This is a genomic window from Micromonospora sp. NPDC007271, from assembly GCF_040634005.1.
Classification (GTDB): domain Bacteria; phylum Actinomycetota; class Actinomycetes; order Mycobacteriales; family Micromonosporaceae; genus Micromonospora.
In genome coordinates this window covers 59,338-83,482 of sequence record NZ_JBEYER010000015.1, presented here as the reverse complement: position 1 = coordinate 83,482, position 24,145 = coordinate 59,338, and the positions used below count along the sequence as shown (strand labels likewise).

General features: G+C 72.6%; 21 protein-coding genes and 1 pseudogene. 18 read left to right on the top strand and 4 right to left on the bottom strand.

What is annotated here, in order from left to right; translation table 11 throughout:
- From ABZ570_RS08290 to ABZ570_RS08255, 8 genes and pseudogenes are all read left to right on the top strand, one after another.
- Nucleotides 1–468 (top strand): annotated as a pseudogene (locus tag ABZ570_RS08290) (hypothetical protein); the annotation flags it as partial.
- A gap of 322 nt (nucleotides 469–790) precedes the next feature.
- Complete coding sequence (gene rpsB, locus ABZ570_RS08285) at nucleotides 791–1,618, top strand: 30S ribosomal protein S2 (RefSeq protein WP_358058788.1); 828 nt, start codon at nucleotides 791–793, stop codon at nucleotides 1,616–1,618.
- Nucleotides 1,619–1,753: 135 nt separating this feature from the next.
- Nucleotides 1,754–2,581, top strand: coding sequence for a translation elongation factor Ts (gene tsf / locus ABZ570_RS08280; protein ID WP_358058785.1), 828 nt, complete (start codon nucleotides 1,754–1,756; stop codon nucleotides 2,579–2,581).
- A 161-nt stretch (nucleotides 2,582–2,742) separates the two neighbouring features.
- Entirely contained in the window at nucleotides 2,743–3,510 is a 768-nt protein-coding gene (gene pyrH, locus ABZ570_RS08275; RefSeq protein ID WP_358058782.1) for a UMP kinase, read from the top strand.
- Between the two features lie 86 nt (nucleotides 3,511–3,596).
- Entirely contained in the window at nucleotides 3,597–4,154 is a 558-nt protein-coding gene (gene frr / locus ABZ570_RS08270) for a ribosome recycling factor (RefSeq protein WP_358058779.1), read from the top strand.
- A 254-nt stretch (nucleotides 4,155–4,408) separates the two neighbouring features.
- Nucleotides 4,409–5,992 (top strand): phosphatidate cytidylyltransferase, encoded by a 1,584-nt coding sequence (locus ABZ570_RS08265; RefSeq protein ID WP_358058776.1) that lies wholly within the window; start codon nucleotides 4,409–4,411, stop codon nucleotides 5,990–5,992.
- A 104-nt stretch (nucleotides 5,993–6,096) separates the two neighbouring features.
- Nucleotides 6,097–7,248, top strand: coding sequence for a 23S rRNA (adenine(2503)-C(2))-methyltransferase RlmN (rlmN, locus tag ABZ570_RS08260; protein ID WP_358058773.1), 1,152 nt, complete (start codon nucleotides 6,097–6,099; stop codon nucleotides 7,246–7,248).
- Between the two features lie 22 nt (nucleotides 7,249–7,270).
- A complete protein-coding gene (locus ABZ570_RS08255; RefSeq protein WP_358058770.1) occupies nucleotides 7,271–8,581 on the top strand; it encodes a DivIVA domain-containing protein in 1,311 nt (436 codons plus the stop codon).
- Between the two features lie 66 nt (nucleotides 8,582–8,647).
- Here the strand turns inward: ABZ570_RS08255 and ABZ570_RS08250 are convergent, their stop codons facing one another.
- On the bottom strand, nucleotides 8,648–8,872 hold the full coding sequence (locus tag ABZ570_RS08250) for a DUF2631 domain-containing protein (protein WP_197698306.1): 225 nt from the start codon (nucleotides 8,870–8,872) through the stop codon (nucleotides 8,648–8,650).
- Nucleotides 8,873–9,107: 235 nt separating this feature from the next.
- Between ABZ570_RS08250 and ABZ570_RS08245 the strand changes: the two genes are divergently transcribed.
- Nucleotides 9,108–10,670 (top strand): Rieske 2Fe-2S domain-containing protein, encoded by a 1,563-nt coding sequence (locus tag ABZ570_RS08245; protein ID WP_358058766.1) that lies wholly within the window; start codon nucleotides 9,108–9,110, stop codon nucleotides 10,668–10,670.
- A 102-nt stretch (nucleotides 10,671–10,772) separates the two neighbouring features.
- Here ABZ570_RS08245 and ABZ570_RS08240 read toward each other — a convergent pair whose 3' ends face one another.
- A complete protein-coding gene (locus tag ABZ570_RS08240; RefSeq protein ID WP_358058763.1) occupies nucleotides 10,773–12,377 on the bottom strand; it encodes an NAD(P)/FAD-dependent oxidoreductase in 1,605 nt (534 codons plus the stop codon).
- Nucleotides 12,378–12,502: 125 nt separating this feature from the next.
- On the opposite strand from ABZ570_RS08240, the gene ABZ570_RS08235 reads away from it, so the two are divergent.
- From ABZ570_RS08235 to ispG, 7 genes are all read left to right on the top strand, one after another.
- Entirely contained in the window at nucleotides 12,503–14,662 is a 2,160-nt protein-coding gene (locus tag ABZ570_RS08235; protein ID WP_358058760.1) for an MMPL family transporter, read from the top strand.
- A gap of 19 nt (nucleotides 14,663–14,681) precedes the next feature.
- Nucleotides 14,682–15,227: a GNAT family N-acetyltransferase gene (locus ABZ570_RS08230; protein ID WP_358058757.1), complete on the top strand. Its 546-nt coding sequence runs from the start codon at nucleotides 14,682–14,684 to the stop codon at nucleotides 15,225–15,227.
- A gap of 116 nt (nucleotides 15,228–15,343) precedes the next feature.
- A complete protein-coding gene (locus tag ABZ570_RS08225; protein WP_358058754.1) occupies nucleotides 15,344–15,847 on the top strand; it encodes a YcxB family protein in 504 nt (167 codons plus the stop codon).
- A 145-nt stretch (nucleotides 15,848–15,992) separates the two neighbouring features.
- The gene (locus ABZ570_RS08220; protein WP_358058751.1) at nucleotides 15,993–16,637 is read left to right on the top strand and encodes a Uma2 family endonuclease; all 645 of its coding nucleotides are present in this window, start codon (nucleotides 15,993–15,995) and stop codon (nucleotides 16,635–16,637) included.
- Between the two features lie 43 nt (nucleotides 16,638–16,680).
- Complete coding sequence (gene dxr / locus ABZ570_RS08215; protein WP_358058748.1) at nucleotides 16,681–17,892, top strand: 1-deoxy-D-xylulose-5-phosphate reductoisomerase; 1,212 nt, start codon at nucleotides 16,681–16,683, stop codon at nucleotides 17,890–17,892.
- A complete protein-coding gene (locus ABZ570_RS08210) occupies nucleotides 17,892–19,139 on the top strand; it encodes a site-2 protease family protein (RefSeq protein ID WP_358058745.1) in 1,248 nt (415 codons plus the stop codon). Before dxr ends, ABZ570_RS08210 begins: the two co-directional genes overlap by 1 nt.
- A 9-nt stretch (nucleotides 19,140–19,148) precedes the next feature.
- Nucleotides 19,149–20,321: a flavodoxin-dependent (E)-4-hydroxy-3-methylbut-2-enyl-diphosphate synthase gene (gene ispG, locus ABZ570_RS08205; protein ID WP_358058742.1), complete on the top strand. Its 1,173-nt coding sequence runs from the start codon at nucleotides 19,149–19,151 to the stop codon at nucleotides 20,319–20,321.
- Nucleotides 20,322–20,392: 71 nt separating this feature from the next.
- Here ispG and ABZ570_RS08200 read toward each other — a convergent pair whose 3' ends face one another.
- Nucleotides 20,393–21,079, bottom strand: coding sequence for a helix-turn-helix domain-containing protein (locus ABZ570_RS08200; RefSeq protein WP_358058739.1), 687 nt, complete (start codon nucleotides 21,077–21,079; stop codon nucleotides 20,393–20,395).
- Between the two features lie 128 nt (nucleotides 21,080–21,207).
- Between ABZ570_RS08200 and ABZ570_RS08195 the strand changes: the two genes are divergently transcribed.
- Complete coding sequence (locus ABZ570_RS08195) at nucleotides 21,208–22,029, top strand: methyltransferase domain-containing protein (RefSeq protein ID WP_358058736.1); 822 nt, start codon at nucleotides 21,208–21,210, stop codon at nucleotides 22,027–22,029.
- A gap of 69 nt (nucleotides 22,030–22,098) precedes the next feature.
- Here the strand turns inward: ABZ570_RS08195 and ABZ570_RS08190 are convergent, their stop codons facing one another.
- A complete protein-coding gene (locus ABZ570_RS08190) occupies nucleotides 22,099–22,686 on the bottom strand; it encodes a PadR family transcriptional regulator (protein ID WP_358058733.1) in 588 nt (195 codons plus the stop codon).
- Between the two features lie 119 nt (nucleotides 22,687–22,805).
- On the opposite strand from ABZ570_RS08190, the gene ABZ570_RS08185 reads away from it, so the two are divergent.
- Nucleotides 22,806–24,032, top strand: coding sequence for an MFS transporter (locus ABZ570_RS08185; RefSeq protein ID WP_358058730.1), 1,227 nt, complete (start codon nucleotides 22,806–22,808; stop codon nucleotides 24,030–24,032).
- Nucleotides 24,033–24,145 lie beyond the last annotated feature (113 nt).

Sequence of the window (24,145 nt, the reverse complement as noted above, 5' to 3'; positions counted from 1 at the left end):
TTGGATGTGTCGGGCGGTCCGGTCCCGCATCCGTTGGATGTGTCGGGCGGTCCGGTCCCGCATCCGTTGGATGTGTCGGGCGGTCCGGCCCCGCACCCGCTGGACGTGCCGACCGGGCCGATGCCCTCGGTCGTGCCCCGGCCCGACGGTCCGTCGCCGGGGGACGGCGTCTACCGGACCCGCCGGCCGGCGCTCGCGGTGCTGCTGGCGGTGCTGGTGCTGGCCCTGGAAGCTCCGGCCCTGCGGGTGCTCCTGCGCGGCCTGGTGGGCGATCCGGTCTCCACCTCGCACGTCGTGGTGGGCACGTTCCTGGTGGTGGGGTTGCCCATCTTCGGCGCCGGCCTGTACGGGCTGCGCACCGGCGGCCTGGCCCTCGCCGACGGCAGCCGCGGCTGGCTCCGGCCGCCGACGGCCTACCTGACCGTCGGGCTCGTGCTCTTCGTCGCGGCGGCGCTCGCCGCCCGCTGACCCACCCCCGGCGCAGCAGGTGGCGGTGTCCGAGGTGCCGGAAGCCGCCACCCGCCGCGAGCGGCCCGGGGCCGTGCCCGGTAAGCGCCCCGCTGGGCGTTCCCGCACCCCGGGACCGGCGTACGGCGAAGGGGCGTACACTGGTCGACTGGCGACCGCCCCGTGCGGTCGACCTCGCGTGCCCACTCCACGGACATTTCCGTGGAGTGCCGGCCTCCCTGGTCCCGATCATGATCGGGTCCGTCACGGCCGGCGACCGGGTGCCAGGCCGCCCGGCCGCCGGCCGGGCGGGACAAACCAGGGACCGCAAGGAGTACCCACCATGGCCGTCGTGACCATGCGTCAGCTGCTGGAGAGCGGTGTCCACTTCGGGCACCAGACCCGCCGCTGGAACCCGAAGATGAAGCGCTTCATCTTCACCGAGCGTAACGGCATCTACATCATCGACCTGCGCCAGACGCTCGACTACATCGAGAAGGCGTACGACTTCGTGCGCAACACGGTGGCCGAGGGCGGCAGCATCCTCTTCGTCGGCACCAAGAAGCAGGCCCAGGAGGCGATCGCCGAGCAGGCGACCCGGGTCGGCCAGCCGTACGTGAACCACCGCTGGCTCGGTGGCATGCTGACCAACTTCCAGACGGTGTACAAGCGGCTCCAGCGGATGAAGGAGCTGGAGGCCCTGGGTGACCTGAGCGGCACCGCCGCCGGTTACACCAAGAAGGAGACCCTGCAGCTCTCCCGCGAGAAGGAGAAGCTGAGCAAGACCCTCGGTGGTCTGCGGGACATGCAGAAGCTCCCGGCGGCGGTCTGGGTGGTGGACACCAAGAAGGAGCACATCGCCGTCGACGAGGCCCGCAAGCTGGGCATCCCGGTCATCGCCGTGCTCGACACCAACTGCGACCCGGACGAGGTCGACTTCCCGATCCCGGGCAACGACGACGCGATCCGTTCGGCCGAGTTGCTGACCAAGGTCGTCGCCGCCGCCGTCGCGGACGGCCTGATCGCCCGCTCCGGCCGGCGCCGGGGCACCGACGAGAAGCCCGAGCCGGGCCAGGTCGGTGCCGACGAGCCGCTGGCCGAGTGGGAGCGCGAGCTGCTCGAGGAGCCGAAGAAGGGCGACGAGCAGCCGGCGACCACCGCCGCGGAGTGATCGAGCCGTCGCGTCCCCACCGTCCGGTTCTTCGGCCGGTGGGGCGCGGCGGGTCTCCCGGGCACAACCGGCCCGGATCCGGGTAACCGGCAGCCAGACCATCCCACCGCAGTCTCAAGACCCGAAGAGAGAGCCATGTCCAACTTCACCGCCGCGGACGTCAAGAAGCTCCGCGACCTCACCGGCGCCGGCATGATGGACTGCAAGAAGGCGTTGGCCGAGGCCGAGGGCGACTTCGACAAGGCCGTCGAGATCCTGCGTGTCAAGGGCGCCAAGGACGTCGGCAAGCGGGCCGGCCGCACCGCCGCCAACGGCCTCATCGCGCACGCCGGCCAGGCGCTGCTCGAGCTCAACTGCGAGACCGACTTCGTCGCCAAGAACGACGCCTTCATCGCGCTGGCCCAGCAGCTGGTCGAGCACGGCGTGGCCAGCGGCGCGAGCAGCGCCGAGGAGCTGCTCGCCAGCACCATCGACGGCAAGACCGTCGCCGACCTGATCCAGGAGCAGTCCGCCAAGATCGGCGAGAAGCTGGTGCTCAACCGTTTCGCCAAGCTCGATGGCACCACCGCGGTCTACCTGCACCGCAAGAGCCAGGACCTGCCGCCGGCCGTCGGCGTGCTGGTGCAGTACACCGGCAAGAGCGACGAGGCCGCCGACGCGGACGCCCGTGGCGTGGCCATGCAGGTCGCCGCGATGCGGCCGAGGTACCTCGCCCGCGACGAGGTCCCGGCCGAGGTCGTCGAGTCGGAGCGGCGCGTCGCCGAGCAGACCGCCCGCGAGGAGAACAAGCCCGAGGCGGCGCTGCCGAAGATCGTCGAGGGCCGGGTGAACGCCTTCTTCAAGGACTTCGTCCTGCTGGAGCAGGCGTCGGTCACCGACAACAAGAAGACGGTGCAGCAGGTGCTGGCCGAGGCCGGCATCGAGGTGACCGGCTTCCTGCGGTTCGAGGTCGGCCAGGCCTGAGCCGCCGCCGCGGACGCGTGACGCGACCGTGGCCAGGGGAACGTCGACGAGGAGGCCGCCGGTGTACGTGACAGGCACCGCGGCCTCCTCGTCACATAGGGTCGGCAACGGCAGGTACGCGGTACGCGCACCCGGGGTGCGCGACGGAAGGGGCGGGGCGGATGACGCAGGTTGTGAGTGACCGGAGCCTGGCGGCGGATGATCCGACCGCCCCACCGCCCGGCCGGGCCCGCCGGGTGGTGCTGAAGCTGTCCGGCGAGGTCTTCGGCGGCGGCGCGATCGGCGTCGACCCGGACGTCGTCCAGGGCATCGCCCGGCAGATCGCCACCGTGGTGCGCCGCGGCGTGCAGGTCTCCGTGGTGGTCGGCGGCGGCAACTTCTTCCGCGGTGCCGAGCTGCAGAAGCGCGGCATGGACCGGGCCCGGGCCGACTACATGGGCATGCTCGGCACGGTGATGAACTGCCTGGCCCTCCAGGACTTCCTGGAGAAGGAGGGCATCGAGACCCGGGTGCAGAGCGCGATCACCATGGCTCAGGTCGCCGAGCCGTACATCCCGCTGCGGGCGATCCGGCACCTGGAGAAGGGCCGCGTGGTCATCTTCGGCGCCGGCGCCGGCATGCCGTACTTCTCCACCGACACCGTCGCGGCTCAGCGGGCGCTGGAGATCCGTGCCGACGTGGTGCTGATGAGCAAGAACGGCGTGGACGCCGTGTACACGGCGGACCCCCGGACCGACCCGACCGCGAGCAAGCTCGACTCGATCACCTTCTCCGAGGTGCTGCGCCGCAACCTGCGGGTGGCCGACGCCGCGGCGTTCAGCCTCTGCATGGAGAACGGCCTGCCGATGCTGGTCTTCGGTGCCCAGGGCGACGACACCATTGTCCGCGCCGTCGGCGGCGAGAAGATCGGCACCCTGATCACCGCCTGAGCGGCCGGCCGAGCCGACAGCGGTCCCGGCGATACGACAGCAGCAGCACAGTCCACGACGAGCAACAGAAGGAGGCGAGGAGACCGGTGATCGACGACACCCTCCTCGAGGCCGAGGAGAAGATGGAGCGTGCCATCGAGCACGCCAAGGAAGAGTTCGGGGGCATCCGCACCGGTCGCGCCAACGCCGCCATGTTCTCCCGGATCCTCATCGACTACTACGGCAGCCCCACGCCGCTGCCGCAGATGGCGTCCATCGCGGTGCCGGAGCCGCGCATGGTGATCATCAAGCCGTACGACAACTCGCAGCTGGGCGCCATGGAGAAGGCGATCCGCGATTCCGACCTCGGGGTCAACCCGAACAACGAGGGCAACCAGCTGCGCATCCTGCTCCCGCAGATGACCGAGGAGCGGCGCCGCGACATGATCAAGGCGGCCCGGCAGAAGGGCGAGGAGGCCAAGGTCGCCGTCCGCAACATCCGCCGCAAGGGCAAGGAAGAGCTGGACCGCCTGGTCAAGGACGGCGAGGTCGGCGAGGACGAGGGCCGGCGCGCCGAGAAGGAGCTGGACGACCTGACCCAGCGGTTCGTCGCCACCGTCGACGAGCTGGTCAAGCGCAAGGAGACCGAGCTGCTCGAGGTCTGAGCGGTCGACCATCCGTCACGGCACCGGCGTGCCGCCGCCCTTCCGGGCGGTGGGCCGGTGCCGTCGTCGTGTGGGCCATCGTGCGCCGTCCCGGGTTCCCGGGTGCAGTAGGCTCGGCACGATTCCCGACCACCACGGGGTGAACGGCGGGGATCGGCCGGCCGTCGGGTCGGTCAACCGGAACAGTCACGCCTGTAGGGGATGGTCTTGGTTTTGCGTCATGTGGCTCCCGTACCGCGTCCGCTCGGTACGTGATGTCCCGCCCCGACCCCTACGGCGCCGCCGAGTCGCGCGGCTGGGACCGCCCGGCCCCGCTGCCGTGGCCGGAGACCGACCTCGAACCGCAGCCCTGGCAGCGGCCGGGCGGCGGCGCGGAGGCGTACGCGGAGTCGCCCGGTCGTACCCGTCCCGCCGCTGATCCGTACGCCCCGCCGTGGCCGGACGACGCGCGGTACGACGCGCCGCGCGGCCGCCGGTCGTACGAGGACCACCCGGGCCCCGGCCGGGACGACCGGGCGTACCAGGGTGCGGACCGCGGCTGGCGCGAACAGGCCGGCCACCGCGACGACCTGGCTCCTCCGGGAATCGACCGGGACGAGCGCGACCGCCGGGACCGCGGCCCGACCCGCGCCGATGAGCCCGACCGGTGGGACGCCGGCCCGGCGTACCGGGACGAGGGCGACCCGTGGGACCGCGACCCGACCCACCGCGACGAGCGCGACCGGTGGGCTGCCGGCCCGCACCATCGTGGCCCGGGTCCGGGCCCGCGGGAGGAGCCCCCGTACCGGGACGCGGGCAGCGACCCGCGTGACCGGGCCTACGACGAGCCGGTTCGGGGTAGTCGATCCGACATGCCGGACGACGAGTACCCGACCGCGCAGATCGCCCCGGTCCGGGACGAATCGACCGGCCCGCTGACGGCGGTAGCGGACGATCCGGCACCCGGGCGGCGGTCGGGCCGGCGCGGGCGGGGCCGCCGCCGGGCCAGCGCGGACCGGCCGGCGACAACCCAGCCGGCCGCCGGCCGGGCGGGCCGCAACCTGCCGGCCGCCATCGGGGTCGGGCTGGCACTCGGCGCGGCGATCGTGCTGCCGCTCTTCCTCTACCCGCTGGCGTTCCTCGCCGTGATCGCCGCCGCGGTGGGGATCGGCATCTGGGAGATGGCCCGGGCGGTCCGGCGGAGCGGGGCCCACCCGCCGCTGGTCCCGCTGATCGCCGGTGGCGTGATCACCGTCGGGCTGGCCTGGTTCGCCGGCCCGGACGCGCAGAGTCTCGGCCTGCTGGTCACCGTGCTCGGCGCGATGATCTGGCGCTTGGGTGACGGGCCCGGCAACTACCAGCGGGACCTGACGGCCGCCACCCTGATCGCGGTCTACGTGCCCTTCCTCGGCGGCTTCGCGGCCATGCTCGCGGCCGCCCCCGACGACGGGCCCTTCCGGGTGCTGGTCACCCTGGTTGCCGTGGTGCTCTCCGACACCGGCGGCTACGCGGCCGGTGTCGCCTTCGGCAAGCATCCGATGGCTCCCCGGATCAGCCCGAAGAAGTCCTGGGAAGGCTTCGCCGGCTCGGTGACCGCGGCCGCGGCGGGCAGCGCCCTGCTGCTCTGGCTGCTGCTCGACGTGGCTCCCTGGTGGGGCGCGCTGTTCGGGGTGGCGATCTCGTGCGCGGCGGTCGTCGGTGACCTGGCCGAGTCGATGATCAAGCGGGACCTCGGGGTCAAGGATATGAGCAACCTGCTCCCCGGGCACGGCGGCCTGATGGACCGGCTCGACTCGATCCTGTTCGCGGTGCCGACGGCGTACCTGTTGCTGGCGGTCCTGGTGCCGATGGCGGGCTGAGGGATGAATCACGTGGGTGGGCGCGCATCCACCAGCCGGTCGGGGTCGATTCGGCCCCTACGGACGGGTGCGCCCCGCCCCTGGCGTGTCAGACTGGACGCGCCATGACGAGTCTCCCCCTGATCTCCGTTGACCCCGACGCCCGTGGCCGCCGGCCCGCGATGCCGCCCCGTCACCTCGCCGACCTGGACCTGCCGGGCCGGCAGGCGCTCGTCGCCGAGCTGGGGGAGCCGGCCTTCCGCGCCAAGCAGGTCTCCAACCACTACTTCGGTCGCCTCGTCCGCGATCCCACCCGGATGACCGACCTGCCGGCGGCCACCCGGGAGCGGCTGGCCGGGGCACTGCTGCCCACCCTGCTCACCCCGGTACGCGAGCTGGCGTGCGACGAGGGTGCCACCCGGAAGGCGCTCTGGCGGCTGCACGACGGCTCGCTGGTGGAGAGCGTGCTGATGGGCTACCCGGACCGGGTCACCGTCTGCATCTCCAGCCAGGCCGGCTGCGGCATGGCCTGCCCGTTCTGCGCCACCGGACAGGCCGGCCTGACCCGTAACCTGTCGACCGCCGAGATCGTCGACCAGGCTGTCTACCTCGCCGGGGTGGCCGCCTCGGGGGCGGTCGCCGGCTCGCCGCCGCGGCTGTCACACGTCGTCTTCATGGGCATGGGCGAACCACTGGCCAACTACTCGCGGGTGGTCGCGGCGATCCGCCGGCTGGTCGCGCCGGCACCGGAGGGGCTCGGCCTGTCCCAGCGGCACATCACCGTCTCCACGGTCGGCCTGGTCCCGGCCATCCGCCGACTGGCCAGCGAAGACCTCTCGGTGACTCTTGCGCTGTCGCTGCACGCCCCCGATGATGAGCTGCGCGACGAACTCGTCCCGGTCAACCAGCGCTGGAAGGTGTCCGAGGTGCTGGACGCGGCGTGGGACTACGCGGCCACGACGGGGCGTCGCGTGTCGATCGAGTACGCGATGATCAAGGACGTGAACGACCAGCCGTGGAGAGCCGATCTGCTCGGGCGGCTGCTGGCCGGCAAGCTGGCCCACGTGAACCTCATCCCGCTCAACCCGACTCCGGGCAGCCGCTGGGACGCCAGCCCGAAGCCGGTCGAGCGGGAGTTCGTCCGGCGGTTGCGCGACGCCGGGGTGTCGACCACGGTGCGCGACACCCGGGGACGCGAGATCGACGGCGCGTGTGGTCAACTCGCCGCCGCCGAGGACAGGGACACCGAGCCGTCGCAACGGCGTGACCGGGCGTAGCGGTACGAGACCAGGAGACATTGTGGCGAGTCAGGGTCAGCGTTTCCGGCGTAAGGCGCTCCGCCGGGGATACAAGGTCGACGAGGTGGACGCCTTCCTGGACCGGGTCGAGGCGACACTCGCCGGTCAGCCGGTCGGCGCGCCCGTGGCCTCCCAGGAGGTCCACGACGTCGTCTTCCGGGTGCGGTTCAACGGCTACGACGAGTGGCAGGTCGACCTGCACCTCGACCGGGTGGAGCGGCAGCTGGCCGAGCTGGAGGAGCGCGGCGGCGTCCCGGGCGGGCGGGGTGGGGATCCCCGGATGGCCGACCGGCTCGGTCCGCCGATGCGGGACGACCGCGGCCTCTCGCCGGTGCCGCAGCCGCCCATGCCGCCCCGACAGATGCCCGCGCCGCCCGGCCCGCCCGCCGACCGCTACGGCGGCCGCTACGACGATCCGACCGCCGGTAACCGCTACGACGACCCGGCCGGTGGCCGGTACGACGATCCGATCGGTGGCCGTTACGACGACCCGGCCGGTGGCCGGTACGACGACCGGACCGGTGGTCGCTACGACGATCCGGCCGCTGGTCGCTACGACGACCCGGCTGGCAACCGCTACGACGACCGGACCGGTGGCCGCTACGACGAGCCGACCGGGGCCTTCGCCGGCGGCTACGACGGCCCGCGCGGCGGCTACGACGCTCCCCGCGGCCCGGCCGGCCCCGGCCCGGTGGGTCCGGGCGCCCCGATGGGGCACGGTGGCCCGCCGCCCCGCGGCCTGCCCGCAGGCCCGGGCGGCTACGGCCCGGATGACCGGTTCGACGGTTTCGAGGCCGGCCGGCGCGGCCGTCCCGACATGACCGCCGAGATCCGGATGCCCGAGCGTGACCTGCGGGACCCGCGTGGTCGTGGCCCGGCCGGTCCGCCGTCGCTGCCTCAGCAGGGCTTTGGCGGGCCCCCGCCGATGGCCGGTCCGCCGATGGCCGGCCCGCCCCCCGCCGGTCCGCCGATGGCCGGCCCGCCCCCCGCCGGTCCGCCGATGGCCGGTCCGCCCGCCGCCGGTCCGCCGATGGTCGGCCCGCCGATGGCCGGTCCGCCCGGCAGCGACCTCTACCGGGTGGACCAGATCCGCCGCAGCTTCCAGGTGCGCCGCTTCGGCAGCGGGTACGACCCCGACCAGGTCGACCGGTTCTTCGACAGCCTGCTCGGCGGCATGCAGGGCCGCAACCCGATGCCGGTGAACCCGAAGGACCTGGACACCCTGCGCTTCGGGCTGGTACAAGGCGGCTACTTCGAGGCCGAGGTCGACGCCGCGCTCAAGGACGTGCAGGACATCCTGCTCGGCCGCTGACCCGCGCATGACGAGGGCCCGCCCCCGGCCGGGGGCGGGCCCTCGCGGGTACCGGTCGAGCGCGGGTCAGGACCGCAGCCCGTTGCGGCGCAGCACCGCGTCGCCGATCACGATGGCCAGCAGCAGTGCGGCGATCCCGACCAGCCAGATGTCCTCGACCTTGCCCTCGTGGTTGCCGCAGAACGCCATCAACACCAACATCGCCGCCGACAGCACCGCCAGGATCCGTCCGGCCTTGCGGTTTCCGGGCTTGTGCTGATCTGGCGCGGTTACCGGCTCGCTTCCTGCCACTGTCGGTCCTTCCCTCGCGATCGGATCTGCGGCTAGTCTGGCACGCCCCGCAGCCGGCCTGGTGCGGGGTCCGGCCGGTACGGGTACGCCGGCCCGGGGCCACCCCCCGGCGCACCCGAGCCGTTGGACCCGTCCCGTACGGGCGAACGGGCACTACCGGCGTCGCGGGACGATGGCCACACTGCCTCCGGTAGCGTCTTGACGTACGCCTGATTGCCTTTCGAGGGGGACTGCGGTGCGAGTGACCGGTACGGGACATGCCAGTATGCGGATCGACACGGCCGCGGGCAGCATCCTGTGCGACCCGTGGGTCAATCCCGCCTACTTCGCCTCCTGGTTCCCTTTCCCGGACAACTCGCAGCTCGACTGGGCGACCCTCGGCCAGGTCGACTACCTGTACGTGTCACACCTGCACCGCGACCACTTCGACGCGAAGCACCTGCGCGACCACATCTCCAAGGACGCCACCGTCCTGCTGCCCGAGTTCCCCACCTCGGAGATGGAGGACGAGCTGCGGGCGCTGGGCTTCACCAAGTTCCTCAAGGCCCCGAACGAGCAGGTCGTCGAGCTGCCCGGCGGCCTGAAGGTCATGATCCAGGCGCTGACCAGCCCGACCGACGGCCCGATCGGCGACTCCTCGCTCTGGGTGGAGTACGACGGGGTCCGCCTGCTCAACCAGAACGACGCCCGCCCGACCGACCTGAGCGTCTTCGCCGAGCTGGGCCACGTCCACGCGCACCTGTTGCAGTTCTCCGGCGCGATCTGGTACCCGATGGTCTACGAGTTGCCGCAGGCGGCGAAGACCGCGTTCGGCAAGCAGAAGCGGGACCGGCAGTTCGACCGCACGTGGCGCTACATCGACGACCTCAAGGCCGACCACGTCTTCCCGATCGCCGGCCCGCCCTGCTTCCTCGACGACGAGTTGTGGCAGTTCAACGACATCTTCGGCGACGAGGGCAACATCTTCCCCGACCAGTCGGTCTTCATGGCGGAGTACGCCAAGGTCGGCGGCACCAACGGGATAGTGCTGCTGCCGGGCAGCGTCACCGAGATCACCACCTCCGGCGCGACCACCACCCACCCGGTGCCGGTCGAGGAGTTCTTCGCCGACAAGGCGGCCCACCTGGCGGAGATGCGGGAGCGCAAGCGCCCGATCATCGAGGCCGAGAAGGCGTCCTGGCGGCACCCCGAGATCGACGTGCTGGGTGAGATGAAGCGCCGGATCGAGCCGCTGCTCGACGAGTCGATCTACCTGGCCAAGGGCGTCGGCGGCCCGGTCCGCTTCGACCTCGTGGGCTACGACGGGGAGAGCGTCGAATCCATCGTGGTGGACTTCCCGGGCAAGGAGGTCCGGCCGTACGCGGACGAGAAGGTCCGCTACCGGTTCCGCACCGAGCGGGCGCTGATCGAGCACCTGCTGCACGTCGGCGAGGTGGACTGGGTCAACTCGCTCTTCCTCTCCTGCCGCTTCTCCGCGGCCCGGATCGGCCAGTACAACGAGTTCGTCTACGCGTTCTTCAAGTGCCTGTCGGAGGAGCGCCTCCAGTACGCGGAGGGCTGGTACGACGAGCACGAGCGGGCGGTCGACGCCGAGGACATCACCCTCGACGGCTGGGTGGTGCAGCGGCGCTGCCCGCACCTGAAGGCGGACCTGAGCCGGTTCGGCATCGTCGAGGGCGACCAGCTCACCTGCCAGCTGCACGGCTGGAAGTTCGACCTGTCCAGCGGCCGCTGCCTGACCAGCGTCGGCCACAAGATCCGCGCCCAGCGCGCCGACGCCGAAACCAAGGCGGGCTGACCCGCCCCGCCACCCCGCGCCTCCCGTGGGCGTCTCCGCCCCGCGCCTCCGGTGTGAGAAGGGAACCCTTCTCGACCGGAGGCGTTAAGAAGGTGCCCTTCCTTACACCTTGCCCAGGTCGGTGAGGATGCGGCGGGCGGCGTTGTGGCCGGCGGCACCGATCACGCTGCCGGCCGGGTGGCAGCCGGCGCTGCCCGCGTACACGCCGTCGACGCCGGTGGCGTAGGGCATCCGGTCGGTGAACGAGACGGTGTTGTCGACGTGGTGGATGTGGCCGCCGGTGATGCCGAAGTGCGCCTCGATGCCGGGCGGGGGCAGCGGCACCGCGTCGGCGATCAGGTCGCCGGTGCCGGGGGCGTACCGCTCGCAGATCGCCACCAGCTTGTCGACGTAGCCGGGCAGCGCCTCGGCCCAGGTGGTGCCGGCCAGCTCGTACGGGACGGACTGCACGAACAGCGCCGACGAGTGGTGCCCGGCGTCGTCGGCCAGCGACGGGTCGACCGTGGTGTGCAGGTACCACTCGATGGTCGGCTCCTCCGGCAGCCGCCCGGCCTGCACGTCCGCCCACATGGCGCGCAGCGCGGCCATCGGCGACTCGCCGCCCTCGCCGACCAGCGACGCGGAGCCGGGGAGCAGGTGGATGGTGGAGCCGAACGGGCTGGGCGCGTCCGCCGGCAGGCAGGAGAAGCGGGGCAGGCCGCGCAGCGCCAGGTTGAGCTTGAGGGTGGTGCCGGGGCGGCGGACCGCCGCCATCCGGTCGGCCAGGCCGGCCGGGAGCGCGCCGTCGGGCAGCAGCTCCAGCAACCGGTACGGGTCGCAGGCCCCGAGCACCACGGACGCGGCGACCTCCCGTCCGTCGGCCAGCACGACCCCGGACGCCGCGCCGCCGTCGAGGGTGATCGCGGTGACCGGCGTACCGGTCAGGATGGTCGCCCCGGCGGCGCGGGCGGCCTCGGCGAAGGTCCGGGAGACGGTGCCCATGCCGCCCTGGGCGATCATCCAGGTCCCGCCCGAGCCGGGCAGCCGGCACATGTTGTGCGCGAGGAAGTTGTGCCCGGTGCCGGGGTCGTCCGGGCCGGCGTTGAGGCCGGACAGACCGTCGGTGACCGCGTACATGCTGACCAGCAGCTCGGAGCGGAAGTCGAAACGGGCCAGGTAGTCGGCGACCGAGCCGCGGACCAGGTCGACGAAGACCTGCCGCAGGGCCGGGCGGACGTACCGCTCGGCGGTCTCCTCGACCGGCAGCGGCTCGGTCAGCCAGGCCGGCGCCAGGTCCTCGCGGAGCTGGGCCAGCTCGGCCTGGAGCGCGTCGTCGGCCGCCGCGTCGGCGGGGGAGAACATCTCCGCGAGCTGCCGCCGGCTCGCGGCGGCGTCGCTGCCGAAGAGCAGGTACGGCGAGCCGAGCCCGCCCGGGGTGGGCAGGAAGTAGTGCGGGTCCCGGCGCAGCACCGGGATGTGCACGTCGAGCGTGGCGAGCAGCTCCGGCGGCATCAGCCCGAGCAGGTAGGAGCCGGTGGAGTGGCGTAGGCCGGGCACCTTGGGGAACGGGTTCTCCGTCCGGGTGGCCCCGCCGATCACCTCGGCCGCCTCCAGCACCAGCACGTCGAGGCCGGCGCGGGCCAGCAGGATCGCCGAGACCAGGCCGTTGTGCCCGGAGCCGACCACCACGACGTCGGCGCGGGTCGGCAGCTGCATACCGTCGTTCATGTCCGGGCAGCCTAGTGGCGTGCGCCCCCTTCGGGGAGGGTGTTGCCGGAGTCGGCATAGTGAACGAGGTTCACTCCGATGATCGAGCCGGATACGACTTCGACCTTCGGCGAGGAGGGATGGCGATGTTCGCCTGGTGGGGGCGGATGGTCGTACGCGCCCGGTGGGCGGTGCTGGCCGCCGCCGTGGCGCTCGTGGTGCTCGGCTCGACCTGGGGCACCGGCGTCTTCGGCGAACTGACCGGTGGCGGCTTCCAGGACCCGGCCAGCGAGTCCGCCCGGACCGCCGAGCGGGTCACCGCCGAACTGGGCCGGCAGGGTGCCGACGTGATCGTGCTCTGGTCCAGCGACACCGCGACGGTCGACCAGCCCGCCTTCCGTCACCCGGTCACCGCCACCGTCGCGGGGCTGCGCTCGCGGCCCGAGGTGACCAGCGTGACCACCTGGTACGACAACCCGGCCCCGGCGCTGGTCGCCACCGACCGCCGGGCCACCTACGCCCTCATCCGGCTCGCCGCGACGGACGACGACGCGCGGGCCGGGCAGTTCGTGGCGCTGCGGCCGGCCCTGGACGCCCCGGGGCTGCGAACCGAGGTCGGCGGCACGGTCGCCTTCCAGCGCTACGCCAACACCCAGACCACGAAGGACATCACCCGGGCCGAGGCGCTGTCCATGCCGGTGCTGCTGGTGCTCCTCGTACTGATCTTCGGCGGGCTGGTGGCCGCCACCACGCCGCTGCTCATCGGCGGGCTGGCCATCCTGGGTGCCTTCGTCGCCGTACGCGTGGTCAACCTCTTCACCGATGTGTCGATCTTCGCGATCAACATCATCACGCTGATCGGCCTCGGCATGGCCGTCGACTACGCCCTCTTCGTGGTCAGCCGGTTCCGGGAGGAACTCGCCGCCGGGCACGACACGCCCGGGGCGGTCCGCCGCACCATGGCCACCGCCGGCCGAACCGTGCTGGTCTCCGGGCTCACCGTGGCCCTCGCCCTGGCCAGCCTGCTGATCTTCCCGCAGGCGTTCCTCCGGTCGATGGGCCTCGGCGGGGTGGCCGCCGTCCTGGTCGCCATGCTGGCCGCGCTGACCGTCCTGCCGGCCCTGCTGGCGGTGCTCGGCCGCCGGATCGACGCGGTGCGCGTACCCCTGCCGTGGCGGCGTGCGGCGCGCCGTGCCGGGCCGGCGGCGGCCGACGGGGGCGGCGCGTGGGCCCGGATCGCGCGCAGCGTGATGCGCCGCCCGGTGCGCTACCTGGTCGGGGTCGCGGTGCTGCTCGGCGTGCTGGCCACGCCGTTCCTGCGGGTCTCCTTCGGCGGCTTCGACGAGCGGGTGCTGCCGGCCGACGCCGCGCCCCGGGTGGTCTCCGAGCGGATCGCCGCCGAGTTCCCCGGCGGCCAGGTCGCCCCGATCGACGTGCTGGTCTCCGGGGCGCCGGCCGAGGCGGCGCGCGGATTCGCGGACCGGATCGCGGCGGTGCCGGGGGTGACCGGGGTACGGGTCGCGGCCGAGCGGGACGAGACGACGCTGCTCTCGGTGAGCTACCCCGGCGAGCCGACCGGCGACGTCGCCCAGCGGGTGGTCCGCGAGCTGCGCGAGCTGCCCGGGCCGGCCGGGGCGGAGGTGCTGGTCGGCGGGCGGCCCGGCGCCGACCGGGACCTGCTGGACAGCCTCGGCGACCGGCTGCCCTGGATGGCGCTGCTGATGGCCGGCGCCACCCTGCTGCTGCTCTTCCTCGCCTTCGGGTCGCTGGTGCTGCCGGTGAAGGCGGTGCTGATGAACCTGATCTCCATCGGCGCGTCGTTCGGCGTGGTGGTCTGGATCTTCCAGGACGGTCACCTCGCCGACCTGCTCGGATTCACCCCGACCGGCTTCATCGAGCCGAGCAACCCGATCCTCATGCTCGCGGTGCTCTTCGGGCTGGCCACCGACTACGAGGTGTTCCTGCTCTCCCGCGTGCGCGAGGAATGGGACCGGACCGGCGACAACACTGCCGCGGTGGCCGGCGGGCTCCAGCACACCGGGCGGATCATCACCGCCGCCGCGCTGCTGCTGATCATCGTGGTGGCCGGCTTCACCACCGGCGGCATGTCCTACATCAAGCTGATCGGGGTCGGCATGATCGTGGCGATCGTGGTCGACGCGACGCTGGTGCGGGCCCTGCTGGTGCCGGCGACCATGCGCCTGCTCGGCCGCTGGAACTGGTGGGCCCCCGGTCCGCTGGCCCGGGTCTACCGCCGTTACGGCATCCGCGAGTCCGAAGCGCCCACTGCCGTCCCGGTGCCCTGACGCACTACCATCCCTCGGCATGATGATCGCCTCGACCGACCGGCTGGTGGTCCGCGACTGGACCGACGCACCCGGCGACCTGGCCCGGGTCTACGACATCTACTCCCGGGACGAGGTGATGCGCTGGCTGGGCGGCGGCAAGGGGCGGATGACCGACCCGGCCGAGGCGGTGGAGCGGGTGCACGCCTGGCGTGACCGCTACGACGAGTACGCCGGGCGCTGGGGCATCTGGGCGATCGAGCCGCGCGACGCCGGACACGCCGTGGGCAGCGTCCTGCTGAAGCCGCTGCCCGGTCAGGACGGCGTCACGCCCACCGACGACATCGAGATCGGCTGGCACCTGCACCCCGACTCGCAGGGCCACGGCTACGCCACCGAGGCGGCCCGCGCCGTGCTCGACCGGGAGTTCGCCACCGGCACCCGGCAGGTCTACGCGGTGGTGATGGCGGGCAACGAGCCGTCGATGGCGGTGGCCCGGCGGCTCGGCATGACCCACCTGGGCGTCCGCACCGACTGGTACGGCGGCATCGAGTTGGACGCCTTCGTCCTGCAACGGCCGGCCTGAGCGGCCGCCGATGTCCGCGGTCGTGATATCCCGGCCCAGAGGATTGACGGGCCGCCGCAGCCTCGGCCGTTCGGCGGAGCGTGCCGGATGGGCTTCAGGTCGTAACGTCCGCTGCCGTGAAGATCGAGTTCGAGGCCACGCCCGACCGCGTCCGGTTCACCGCCGCGTACCGGCGGCTCCTGCACAACCCCTTCCGGCCCTATCGGGGTACGGGGATAGCCCTGGGCGCGCTGGCCGTCGTCGCGCTGCTGCCGGAACCTCGGATCGTCGCCGCCGTCCTGGCCGGCGCCGCCGTCCTGTTCTTCTTCTTCTCGCCGGCCCTGATGCTGCACCGGGTGGTGGCGACCGCCTGGCCGGGCCGCTCCGGGCCGGCCCGCTGGACGTTCGGCGACGAGGGGGTGCGCTGGGCGGGCGAGGACGGGGAGAGCCTGGTCCGCTGGCCGGCAGTGACCCGGATCGAGCAGGTGCGGGACCAACTGCTCGTGACGCTCAAGACGAGTGGGGCAGTGGTCATTCCGCTGGACACCCTGTCGGCGGAACAGCGAACCGAGTTGATCTCCTTCTTGCAGGGCCGAGGGCTGCTGCCCGACGACCCGGCGCTCGGGCACCGGGACACGTAGCCCTTCTCGCCACCGCTCGCATCCGTTCATGTCCCAGGTGCCGGGCCTGTTGAGGATTGACGGACACGGTGTGCGAGCAGGCCGGAGCGGGGCAGCGCGGCTAGGGTGGGGTGGAGCACGATGACCCGCTGAGGGGGTGAGCCGGATGGCCCAGGCCGCTTTCGCGCCCGAGCCGGCGCCGCAGCCCACCGAGCCGTCGTTCGACGTGCTGCGCTGGCACGACGAGCCGTGGACGGCGGAGCTCGCCCTCGAACTGTTGCCGGAGACCAACGGCCCCAAGGTCGAGGTCCTCAGCGGAAGCGTGATCGTGACACCACATGCGGGCATCGACCATCAGTCGGTCGAGCGGGAGTTGCCGTACCTGCTGCATCGTGCCGCCCGTCATACCGGGCTCTGGGTCTACCCCGAGATCAACCTGGTCTCGGGCAAGGATCTCTTCATCCCGGACATCGCGGTGCTCCGGAGTTCCGGAGGGGGCCGATCGGCGGTCGACATCAGCCAGGCGGTGCTGCTCGGTGAGATCGTGTCGCCGGGCAACCGGCGCAAGGACGTGATCGACCGGCCACGCGAGTACGCCGCCGCGCATGTGCCCTTCTTCCTCCGGGTCGACCTGCGTAACCGCGTCCCGGCGATGGCGCTCTACGAGCTGGTGGAGGGGGAGTACCGCCCGCTCGCCGCCGCGGCAGCCGGTACCACCTTCGTCATGCGGCAGCCGTTCGAGTTCTCCGTCGACCCGGCCGATCTCCTCGACGAGGAGGCGCCGGTGGAGGATCCGGACAACGAGGTGTGAGGCTCCCAGCGAGCGTCCAGCGGGTCTGAGGAAGAATGTCCGGGTGACATCTCCCCGAGATCTCGTCCTGCTCGGCTCGACCGGCTCGATCGGTACGCAGGCCATCGACATCGTCCGGCGTAACCCGGACCGGTTCCGGGTGGTCGCCCTCGGTGCCGGCGGCGGCAACGTCGACCTGCTCGCCGCGCAGGCCCTCGAACTCGGCGTCGAGGTGGTCGGCGTGGCCAGGGCGTCCGCCGCCCAGGACCTCCAGCTCGCGTTCTACACCGAGGCGAGCCGGCGCGGCTGGGCCACCGGCGACTTCAAGCTGCCCAAGATCGTGGCCGGCCCGGACGCGATGACCGAGCTGGCCGGGTGGCCGTGCGACGTGGTGCTCAACGGGGTGGTCGGCTCGCTCGGGCTGGCGCCGACGCTGGCCGCGCTGCGCTCCGGGCGTACCCTCGCCCTGGCCAACAAGGAGTCGCTGGTGGCCGGCGGCCCCCTCGTCAAGGCCGCGGTGCGGCGGCCGGGGCAGATCGTCCCGGTGGACTCCGAGCACTCGGCGCTGGCGCAGTGCCTGCGCGGGGGCACCCGGGGCGAGGTACGCCGGCTCGTGGTCACCGCCAGCGGCGGGCCGTTCCGCGGCCGGCGGCGGGACGAGTTGACCGAGGTCACGCCGGAGCAGGCCCTGGCCCACCCCACCTGGAACATGGGGCCGGTGGTCACGATCAACTCCGCCACCATGGTCAACAAGGCGCTCGAGGTGATCGAGGCGCACGAGCTTTTCGACGTCCCGTACGCCGACATCGAGGTGATGGTCCACCCGCAGTCGGTGATCCACTCGATGGTCGAGTTCACCGACGGCTCCACCCTCGCCCAGGCCAGCCCGCCGGACATGCGGCTGCCCATCGCCCTCGGGCTCGGCTGGCCGGACCGGGTGCCCGAGGCCGCCGCCGCGGTCGACTGGACGAAGGCCCACACCTGGGAGTTCTTCCCGCTCGACGACGCCGCCTTCCCGGCGGTCGCCCTGGCGAAAGCGGCCGGCGAGGCCGGCCGCTGCCGGCCGGCCATCTACAACGCGGCGAACGAGGAGTGCGTCGCGGCGTTCGTCGCCGGGCGGCTGCCGTTCCTCGGCATCGTCGACACCCTGCGGCGTGTGCTGGACGAGGCTCCCGAATTCGACGAACCAGGTACCGTCGAGGACGTGCTCGCCGCCGAATCGTGGGCACGGGCGCACGCCCAGGAGATCATCGTCGCGTCGGTGGAAGGAGCTTGATGAGTTACCTGCTCGGGGTGGTGCTCTTCGCCCTGGCGATCCTCATCTCGGTGAGCCTGCACGAGGCGGGGCACCTGCTCACCGCCAAGGCCTTCGGGATGAAGGTCACCCGCTACTTCGTCGGCTTCGGCCCGACGCTGTGGTCGTTCAAGCGGGGGGAGACCGAGTACGGCGTCAAGGGCATCCCACTCGGCGGCTTCTGCAAGATCGTCGGGATGACCCCGCAGGACGACGACGTCGACCCGGCCGACGAGCCGCGCGCCATGTGGCGGTTCCCGGTCTGGAAGCGGACGATCGTGATGTCCGCCGGCTCCATCACCCACTTCATCCTGGCCCTGGTGACGCTCTGGTTCATCGCGGTCTCCGCCGGCCTGCCCAACCCGAAGTTCCCCAGCACCGAGGCGCAGTTCCGCGCCGAGCCGGCGGTGATCGCCCTCGCGCCGTGCGTGGTGGTGGAGAACGCCAACCGTGCCTGCCAGACCGGTGACCCGGCCAGCCCGGCGGCCGCCGCCCAGCTCAAGAACGGTGACCGGATCACCGCGGTCAACGGCCGGCCGGTCTCCACCTGGGGCGACATGCTCGACGTGGTGCGCGCCACCAAGCCCGGGCCGGCCACCGTCGACTACGTCCGCGACGGCGCCCCGGCCACCGCCACCGTCGACCTGGCCGCCGTGCAGCGCCCGCCGATGGACGACCCGAAGGGCACCGCCTCGTCGGTCTCCGCGCTCGGCGTCCAACTGCGGTTCAGCACCCCCGCCCTGGTGCAGTACAGCCCGGGCGCCGCGTTCGGCGCCACCGCCGACTTCACCGGCAACATGGCGGTGCAGACCCTGCACGCCATGCAGCGGATCCCGCAGAAGGTGCCCGCCCTGTGGAACGCCGTCACCGGCGGCGAGCGGGACATGGACACCCCGATCAGCGTGGTCGGCGCCAGCCGGCTCGGTGGCGAGGCCGTGGAGAACAGCGCCTGGCTGGTGTTCTTCATGCTCTTCGTCTCGCTGAACTTCTTCATCGGGGTGTTCAACCTGCTGCCGCTGCTCCCGCTGGACGGTGGGCACATCGCGATCGCCTGGTTCGAGCGGGCCCGGTCGTGGATCTACGCACGCCTGCGCCGCCCCGACCCTGGCCGGGTCGACTACCTCAAGCTCATGCCCATCACGTACGCGGTGATCCTGATCGGTGGCGCGTTCACGCTGCTGACCGTCACCGCGGACGTCGTCAACCCGATCACGCTCTTCTCAAGGTGAGTGCCTGAAGTGACCGCTGTCAGTCTCGGGATGCCTCCCGTACCGCCGCCGCCGCTCGCCCCGCGCCGGGCCAGCCGCCAGATCATGGTCGGCTCGGTGCCGGTCGGTGGGGGCGCGCCGGTCTCGGTGCAGTCCATGACCACCACGCTCACCGCCGACGTCAACGCGACGCTCCAGCAGATCGCCGAACTCACCGCCGCCGGCTGCCAGATCGTCCGGGTCGCGGTGCCGTCGCAGGACGACGTGGAGGCGCTGCCGGCGATCGCGAAGAAGTCGCAGATCCCCGTGATCGCCGACATCCACTTCCAGCCGAAGTACGTCTTCGCCGCCATCGACGCCGGTTGCGCGGCGGTCCGGGTGAACCCGGGCAACATCCGGCAGTTCGACGACAAGGTCAAGGAGATCGCCAAGGCTGCCGGGGACGCCGGCGTCCCGATCCGGATCGGCGTCAACGCCGGCTCGCTGGACAAGCGGCTGCTGGCCAAGTACGGCAAGGCCACCGCGGAGGCGCTGGTCGAGTCGGCGCTCTGGGAGTGCTCGCTCTTCGAGGAGCACGGCTTCCGGGACATCAAGATCTCCGTCAAGCACAACGACCCGGTGGTGATGATCCGGGCGTACCGGCAGCTCGCCGAGAAGTGCGACTACCCGCTGCACCTGGGCGTGACCGAGGCCGGCCCGGCGTTCCAGGGCACCATCAAGTCGGCGGTGGCGTTCGGTGCGCTGCTGGCCGAGGGCATCGGTGACACCATCCGGGTCTCGCTGTCGGCCCCGCCGGTCGAGGAGATCAAGGTGGGCGCCGCGATCCTGGAGTCGCTGGGCCTGCGCGAGCGCGGCCTGGAGATCGTCTCCTGCCCGTCCTGCGGCCGGGCCCAGGTCGACGTCTACAAGCTGGCCGAGGAGGTCACCGCCGGCCTGGAGGGGCTGCCGGTGCCGCTGCGCGTCGCCGTCATGGGCTGCGTGGTGAACGGCCCGGGCGAGGCCCGCGAGGCCGACCTCGGCGTCGCCTCCGGCAACGGCAAGGGCCAGATCTTCGTCAAGGGCCAGGTCATCAAGACCGTGCCCGAGGGGCAGATCGTGGAGACGCTGATCGAGGAGGCGCTGCGGCTCGCCGAGGAGATGGGCGCCGAGATCCCCGAGGACCTCCGCGACCTGATCCCCGGCCCCACGGTCACCGTGCACTGACCGAAGATCCGCCACGATGTGCGGCTGCTCCGACGGGGGCAGCCGCACCGGCGTCTTCGGCCCCGTCCGGTTCAGGCCCGGGCCGCCGGCCTGGGCACGGCGGCGAACTCGGAGAGCGTGAACCACCGGGGCAGGGCCCGACGAAGCGCCTCCGGGCCGGCGACCTCCACCGCGCCGCCGCGCAGCGCCTCCGGCCAGCTCAGCTCGCCCAGCCAGACCTGCACCAGGGCGCGCAGGTCGGCGAGCACCGCCACCGTCACGCCGTGCCCGGGGTCCACGTCGCAGACGTCGGCCTCCCCGGTGCGGATGACGAGCCACCAGTCCCGCCGGCCGGCCGGCACGTCACGGAAGCGGAAGTGGACGACCGTCCGCCCCTCGGGGACGGCGCGGTGGTCGACGTGGCGGTGCATGTCCCACAGCAGCAGCTGCGGGTCCAGGTCCGCGTCACCGAGTTCGCCGATCCAGCGGACGCCCCACGCGCCGAGCGCCTCGAGCACCGGCCGCAGCTCCCGCCCCGCCCGGGTGGGGACATACCGCACGTCGGTGCCGTCGACCTGCCGCTCCACGACGCCGGCCCGGACGAGTTGGTGCAGCCGCCGGGAGAGCAGGGTGGGCGACATCCGGGGCAGGCCCCGACGCAGCTCGTTGAACCGCTCGGACCCGCTCACCAGTTCCCGGACGACGAGCAGCGTCCAGCGCTCGTCGAGCAGTTCCATGGCCTTCGCGACCGGGCAGAACTGGTGGTAGGAGGCGCCCATGGCCGCACGCTACGCCGCCGTGGCAGGCCGGGACAGGAGCTTGTCGGGTCCGGTACAGATCTCGTACTAGGTTGCCGGTTTCCCGCTGCCTACCGTCCGTTTCACCAGTACGAGGCAGAGGAGCAGCCATGATCCGATCGATGGAGCAGGACCGGGCCGTGAAGGCTCGCCACCGGCACATGTGGGCGCTCGGCAGCTATGCGGCAGTCGCCGCCGAGGTCATCCCGGAGCTGGGGGCGACCCTGGTCCAGGCGAGCGGCGTCGGCCCCGGCGACCGGGTGTTGGACGTGGCCGCCGGCACCGGCAACGCGGCCATCCCGGCGGCCCTGGCCGGGGCCAGCGTGGTGGCCAGCGACCTGACCCCGGAGCTGCTGGAGGTCGGGCGGGCGCTGGCCGTGGAGCGCGGCGCCCAACTGGACTGGCAGCAGGCCGACGCCGAGTCGCTGCCGTACGCCGACGGCGAGTTCGACCGGGTCCTGTCGTGCGTGGGCGTGATGTTCGCGCCCCGGCACCAGGTCGTCGCCGACGAGCTGGTCCGGGTCTGCCGGCCGGGCGGCACGATCGGCCTGGTCAACTGGACGCCCGAGGGATTCATCGGGCAGATGTTCACCGCTATGAAGCCGTACGCCCCACCGCCCCCGCCCGGCGCGCAGCCCCCGCCCCGCTGGGGGGCCGAGGAGCACGTTCGCGGGCTGCTCGGGGACCGGGTCACCGATCTCGTCACCCGTCGCCAGGCGATCGCGGTGGACCGCTTCGCCAGCCCGGAGGAGTTCCGCGACTTCTTCAAGGCCCACTACGGACCGACGATCGCGGCGTACCGGGCGATCGCCGATGAGCCCGAGCGGGTCGTCGCCCTGGATCAGGACCTCGCCGACCTGGCGCGGCGGCACCTCGAGGGCGGGGTGATGCGGTGGGAGTACCTGCTCGTCACCGCGCGCCGGCGTGGCTGACCGCGTCGACGCCGGCAGGGGGGCTGTCCTGGCCCACCCTGCCGGGGTCGCCGGGCGTGCGGTATGTGCTCACTCCGATTCGGCGAGGATGGCGTAGAGCTTTCGGCGGGTCTCGTCGAGCACCTGGGCGGCGCGTTCCCGCTGGTCGTCGGTGCCGGTCAGCATGACCTGGCGGAGCGCGTGCATCGCCTGCGCGCCCGCGTCGCGGATGTCGTGCCAGCTGTTCACGGTCGTCTCGGCGAACTCGGCCCAGGGCGGCGTCTGCGCCGCCGCCGTCGCCTCGTCACGCCCCTGCTCGGTGAGGGCGAACCGCTTCCGTCCGCCGTCGGAGTCCGCGGCGGCGACGATGACGCCCTCGTCCTCCAACAGTTGCAGCGTCGGGTAGATCGACCCGGGGCTGGGCCGCCAGGCCCCGCCGGTGCGGGAGTCGATCTCCTGGATCATCTCGTAGCCGTGCATCGGTCGCTCGGTGAGCAGGGCCAGCACGGCGCCACGCACGTTGGGTCGGCGTCCGCGCCCGCGGCCCCGACCACCTCGGCCGCGCCCGTGGCCGTGCGGGCCGGGCGGGAACGGCGGCGGTCCGGGCGGTACGGGCGGGAAGCCGAAGCCGCGCATCCGCCGCTCGTGCAACTCGTGCAGTCGTCGATGGAATTCCATCGGTTCCTCCTTGGCTGTCCTATCACTGATGGATCGACGATATATCGGAAACACATCGGCGACAAGGTGATTGGCGGGGGGTTCCCAAACCGTACGTACGTCTTGTTAAGGTTTCGGGCGTGCGCCTGCTTCCCGAACCGGGTCCGGCCCGGACCCTCGCCCTCTCCACCCTGGTCAACACCGTCGGCCGGGGCACCTGGCTGACCGTGAGCGCGCTCTTCCTGACCCGCTCGGTGGGGCTGACCGTGACCCAGGTCGGCGTCGGTCTCACCGTCACCGCGCTGGTCAGCCTCGTGGCCAGCACCCCGATGGGTTATCTCGCCGACCGGTACGGCCCGCGCGGGATGCAGCTCGCCGCGCTGCTCGCCTCGGCCGCGTTCACCGCCGCCCTGGTGGCCGTCCGGTCGTTCCCGGCGTTCCTCGTGGTCGGCGTGCTGATGGCCGTCGCCGACGCGGTCAGCCGGGGCGCCCGCGGCGCTCTGATCGCCGGTGCGGTCCCGCCCGACCAGCGGGTCCGGACCCGGGCCTGGCTGCGCGCGGTCACCAACGTGGGGATCTCCGTCGGGGCGGTGGCCGCCGGCTTCGGCATCGCGGCCGACACCCGGTCGGCGTACGTGGCGCTGATCGCGCTCGACGCGATGACCTATCTGGGCGCGGCGGCGATCCTGCTCCGGCTGCCCGCGCTGCCGCCGATGCCGGCGCCGACGCACGGCCCGCGCCTGATCGCGCTGCGGGACCGCCCGTTCCTCGCGTTCACCGTGCTGGACGGGCTGATGTCCATGCATTTCGGCCTGATCAACATCGCCCTGCCGCTCTGGATCGCCGGCCACACCGCCGCGCCACGCTGGCTCGTCTCGGGCTGCCTGCTGGTCAACACGGTGATGGTCGTGCTCTTCCAGGTCCGTGCCTCGCGGGGCACCGAGGAACTGGCCGGCGCCGCCCGGGCCGCCCGGCGGGCCGGTGCGGTGATCGGGGTCGCCTGCGTGCTCTTCGCGGCCAGCGGCGGGGTGCCCACCCCGGCCGCCGTCGCGCTGCTGCTGGCCGGGTCGCTGGTGCACGTGGTGGGCGAGTTGTGGCACGCGGCCGCCGGCTGGGGCGTCTCGTTCGGTCTCGCCCCCGCGCACGCGCAGGGCCAGTACCAGGGCGCGTACGGGATGGGCATGCAGCTCGGCTCGATGGTCGCGCCGGTCGTGGTGACCACCCTCGCGATCGGCTGGGGGGTGCCGGGCTGGTTGCTGCTCGGCGTCCTGTTCCTCCTGCTCGGGGCGCTGGTGCCGCCGGTGGTGGCCTGGGCCGGGCGGACCCGGCCGGCCCAGGTCCCTGCCGCGCCGGTCCCGGCCGGCTGAGTCGCGGCTCGGCGACCGGCTTCGCGACCCCCACCCGGCGACCGGTTTCGCGGCTCCCGTTGAGGTCCGCAGGTCGGCCCGCGCGCCCAGGGGTGCATCTGGCAGGCTGGTAT

Excerpts from the sequence above, each read along its gene's own strand:
- rpsB (WP_358058788.1), top strand. The coding sequence starts at position 791 with ATGGCCGTCGTGACCATGCGTCAGCTGCTGGAGAGCGGTGTCCACTTC.
- tsf (WP_358058785.1), top strand. The coding sequence starts at position 1,754 with ATGTCCAACTTCACCGCCGCGGACGTCAAGAAGCTCCGCGACCTCACC.
- pyrH (WP_358058782.1), top strand. The coding sequence starts at position 2,743 with ATGACGCAGGTTGTGAGTGACCGGAGCCTGGCGGCGGATGATCCGACC.
- ABZ570_RS08265 (WP_358058776.1), top strand. The coding sequence starts at position 4,409 with ATGTCCCGCCCCGACCCCTACGGCGCCGCCGAGTCGCGCGGCTGGGAC.
- rlmN (WP_358058773.1), top strand. The coding sequence starts at position 6,097 with ATGACGAGTCTCCCCCTGATCTCCGTTGACCCCGACGCCCGTGGCCGC.
- ABZ570_RS08240 (WP_358058763.1), bottom strand. The coding sequence starts at position 12,377 with ATGAACGACGGTATGCAGCTGCCGACCCGCGCCGACGTCGTGGTGGTC.
- ABZ570_RS08235 (WP_358058760.1), top strand. The coding sequence starts at position 12,503 with ATGTTCGCCTGGTGGGGGCGGATGGTCGTACGCGCCCGGTGGGCGGTG.
- ABZ570_RS08230 (WP_358058757.1), top strand. The coding sequence starts at position 14,682 with ATGATGATCGCCTCGACCGACCGGCTGGTGGTCCGCGACTGGACCGAC.
- ABZ570_RS08220 (WP_358058751.1), top strand. The coding sequence starts at position 15,993 with ATGGCCCAGGCCGCTTTCGCGCCCGAGCCGGCGCCGCAGCCCACCGAG.
- ABZ570_RS08210 (WP_358058745.1), top strand. The coding sequence starts at position 17,892 with ATGAGTTACCTGCTCGGGGTGGTGCTCTTCGCCCTGGCGATCCTCATC.
- ABZ570_RS08200 (WP_358058739.1), bottom strand. The coding sequence starts at position 21,079 with ATGGGCGCCTCCTACCACCAGTTCTGCCCGGTCGCGAAGGCCATGGAA.
- ABZ570_RS08195 (WP_358058736.1), top strand. The coding sequence starts at position 21,208 with ATGATCCGATCGATGGAGCAGGACCGGGCCGTGAAGGCTCGCCACCGG.
- ABZ570_RS08190 (WP_358058733.1), bottom strand. The coding sequence starts at position 22,686 with ATGGAATTCCATCGACGACTGCACGAGTTGCACGAGCGGCGGATGCGC.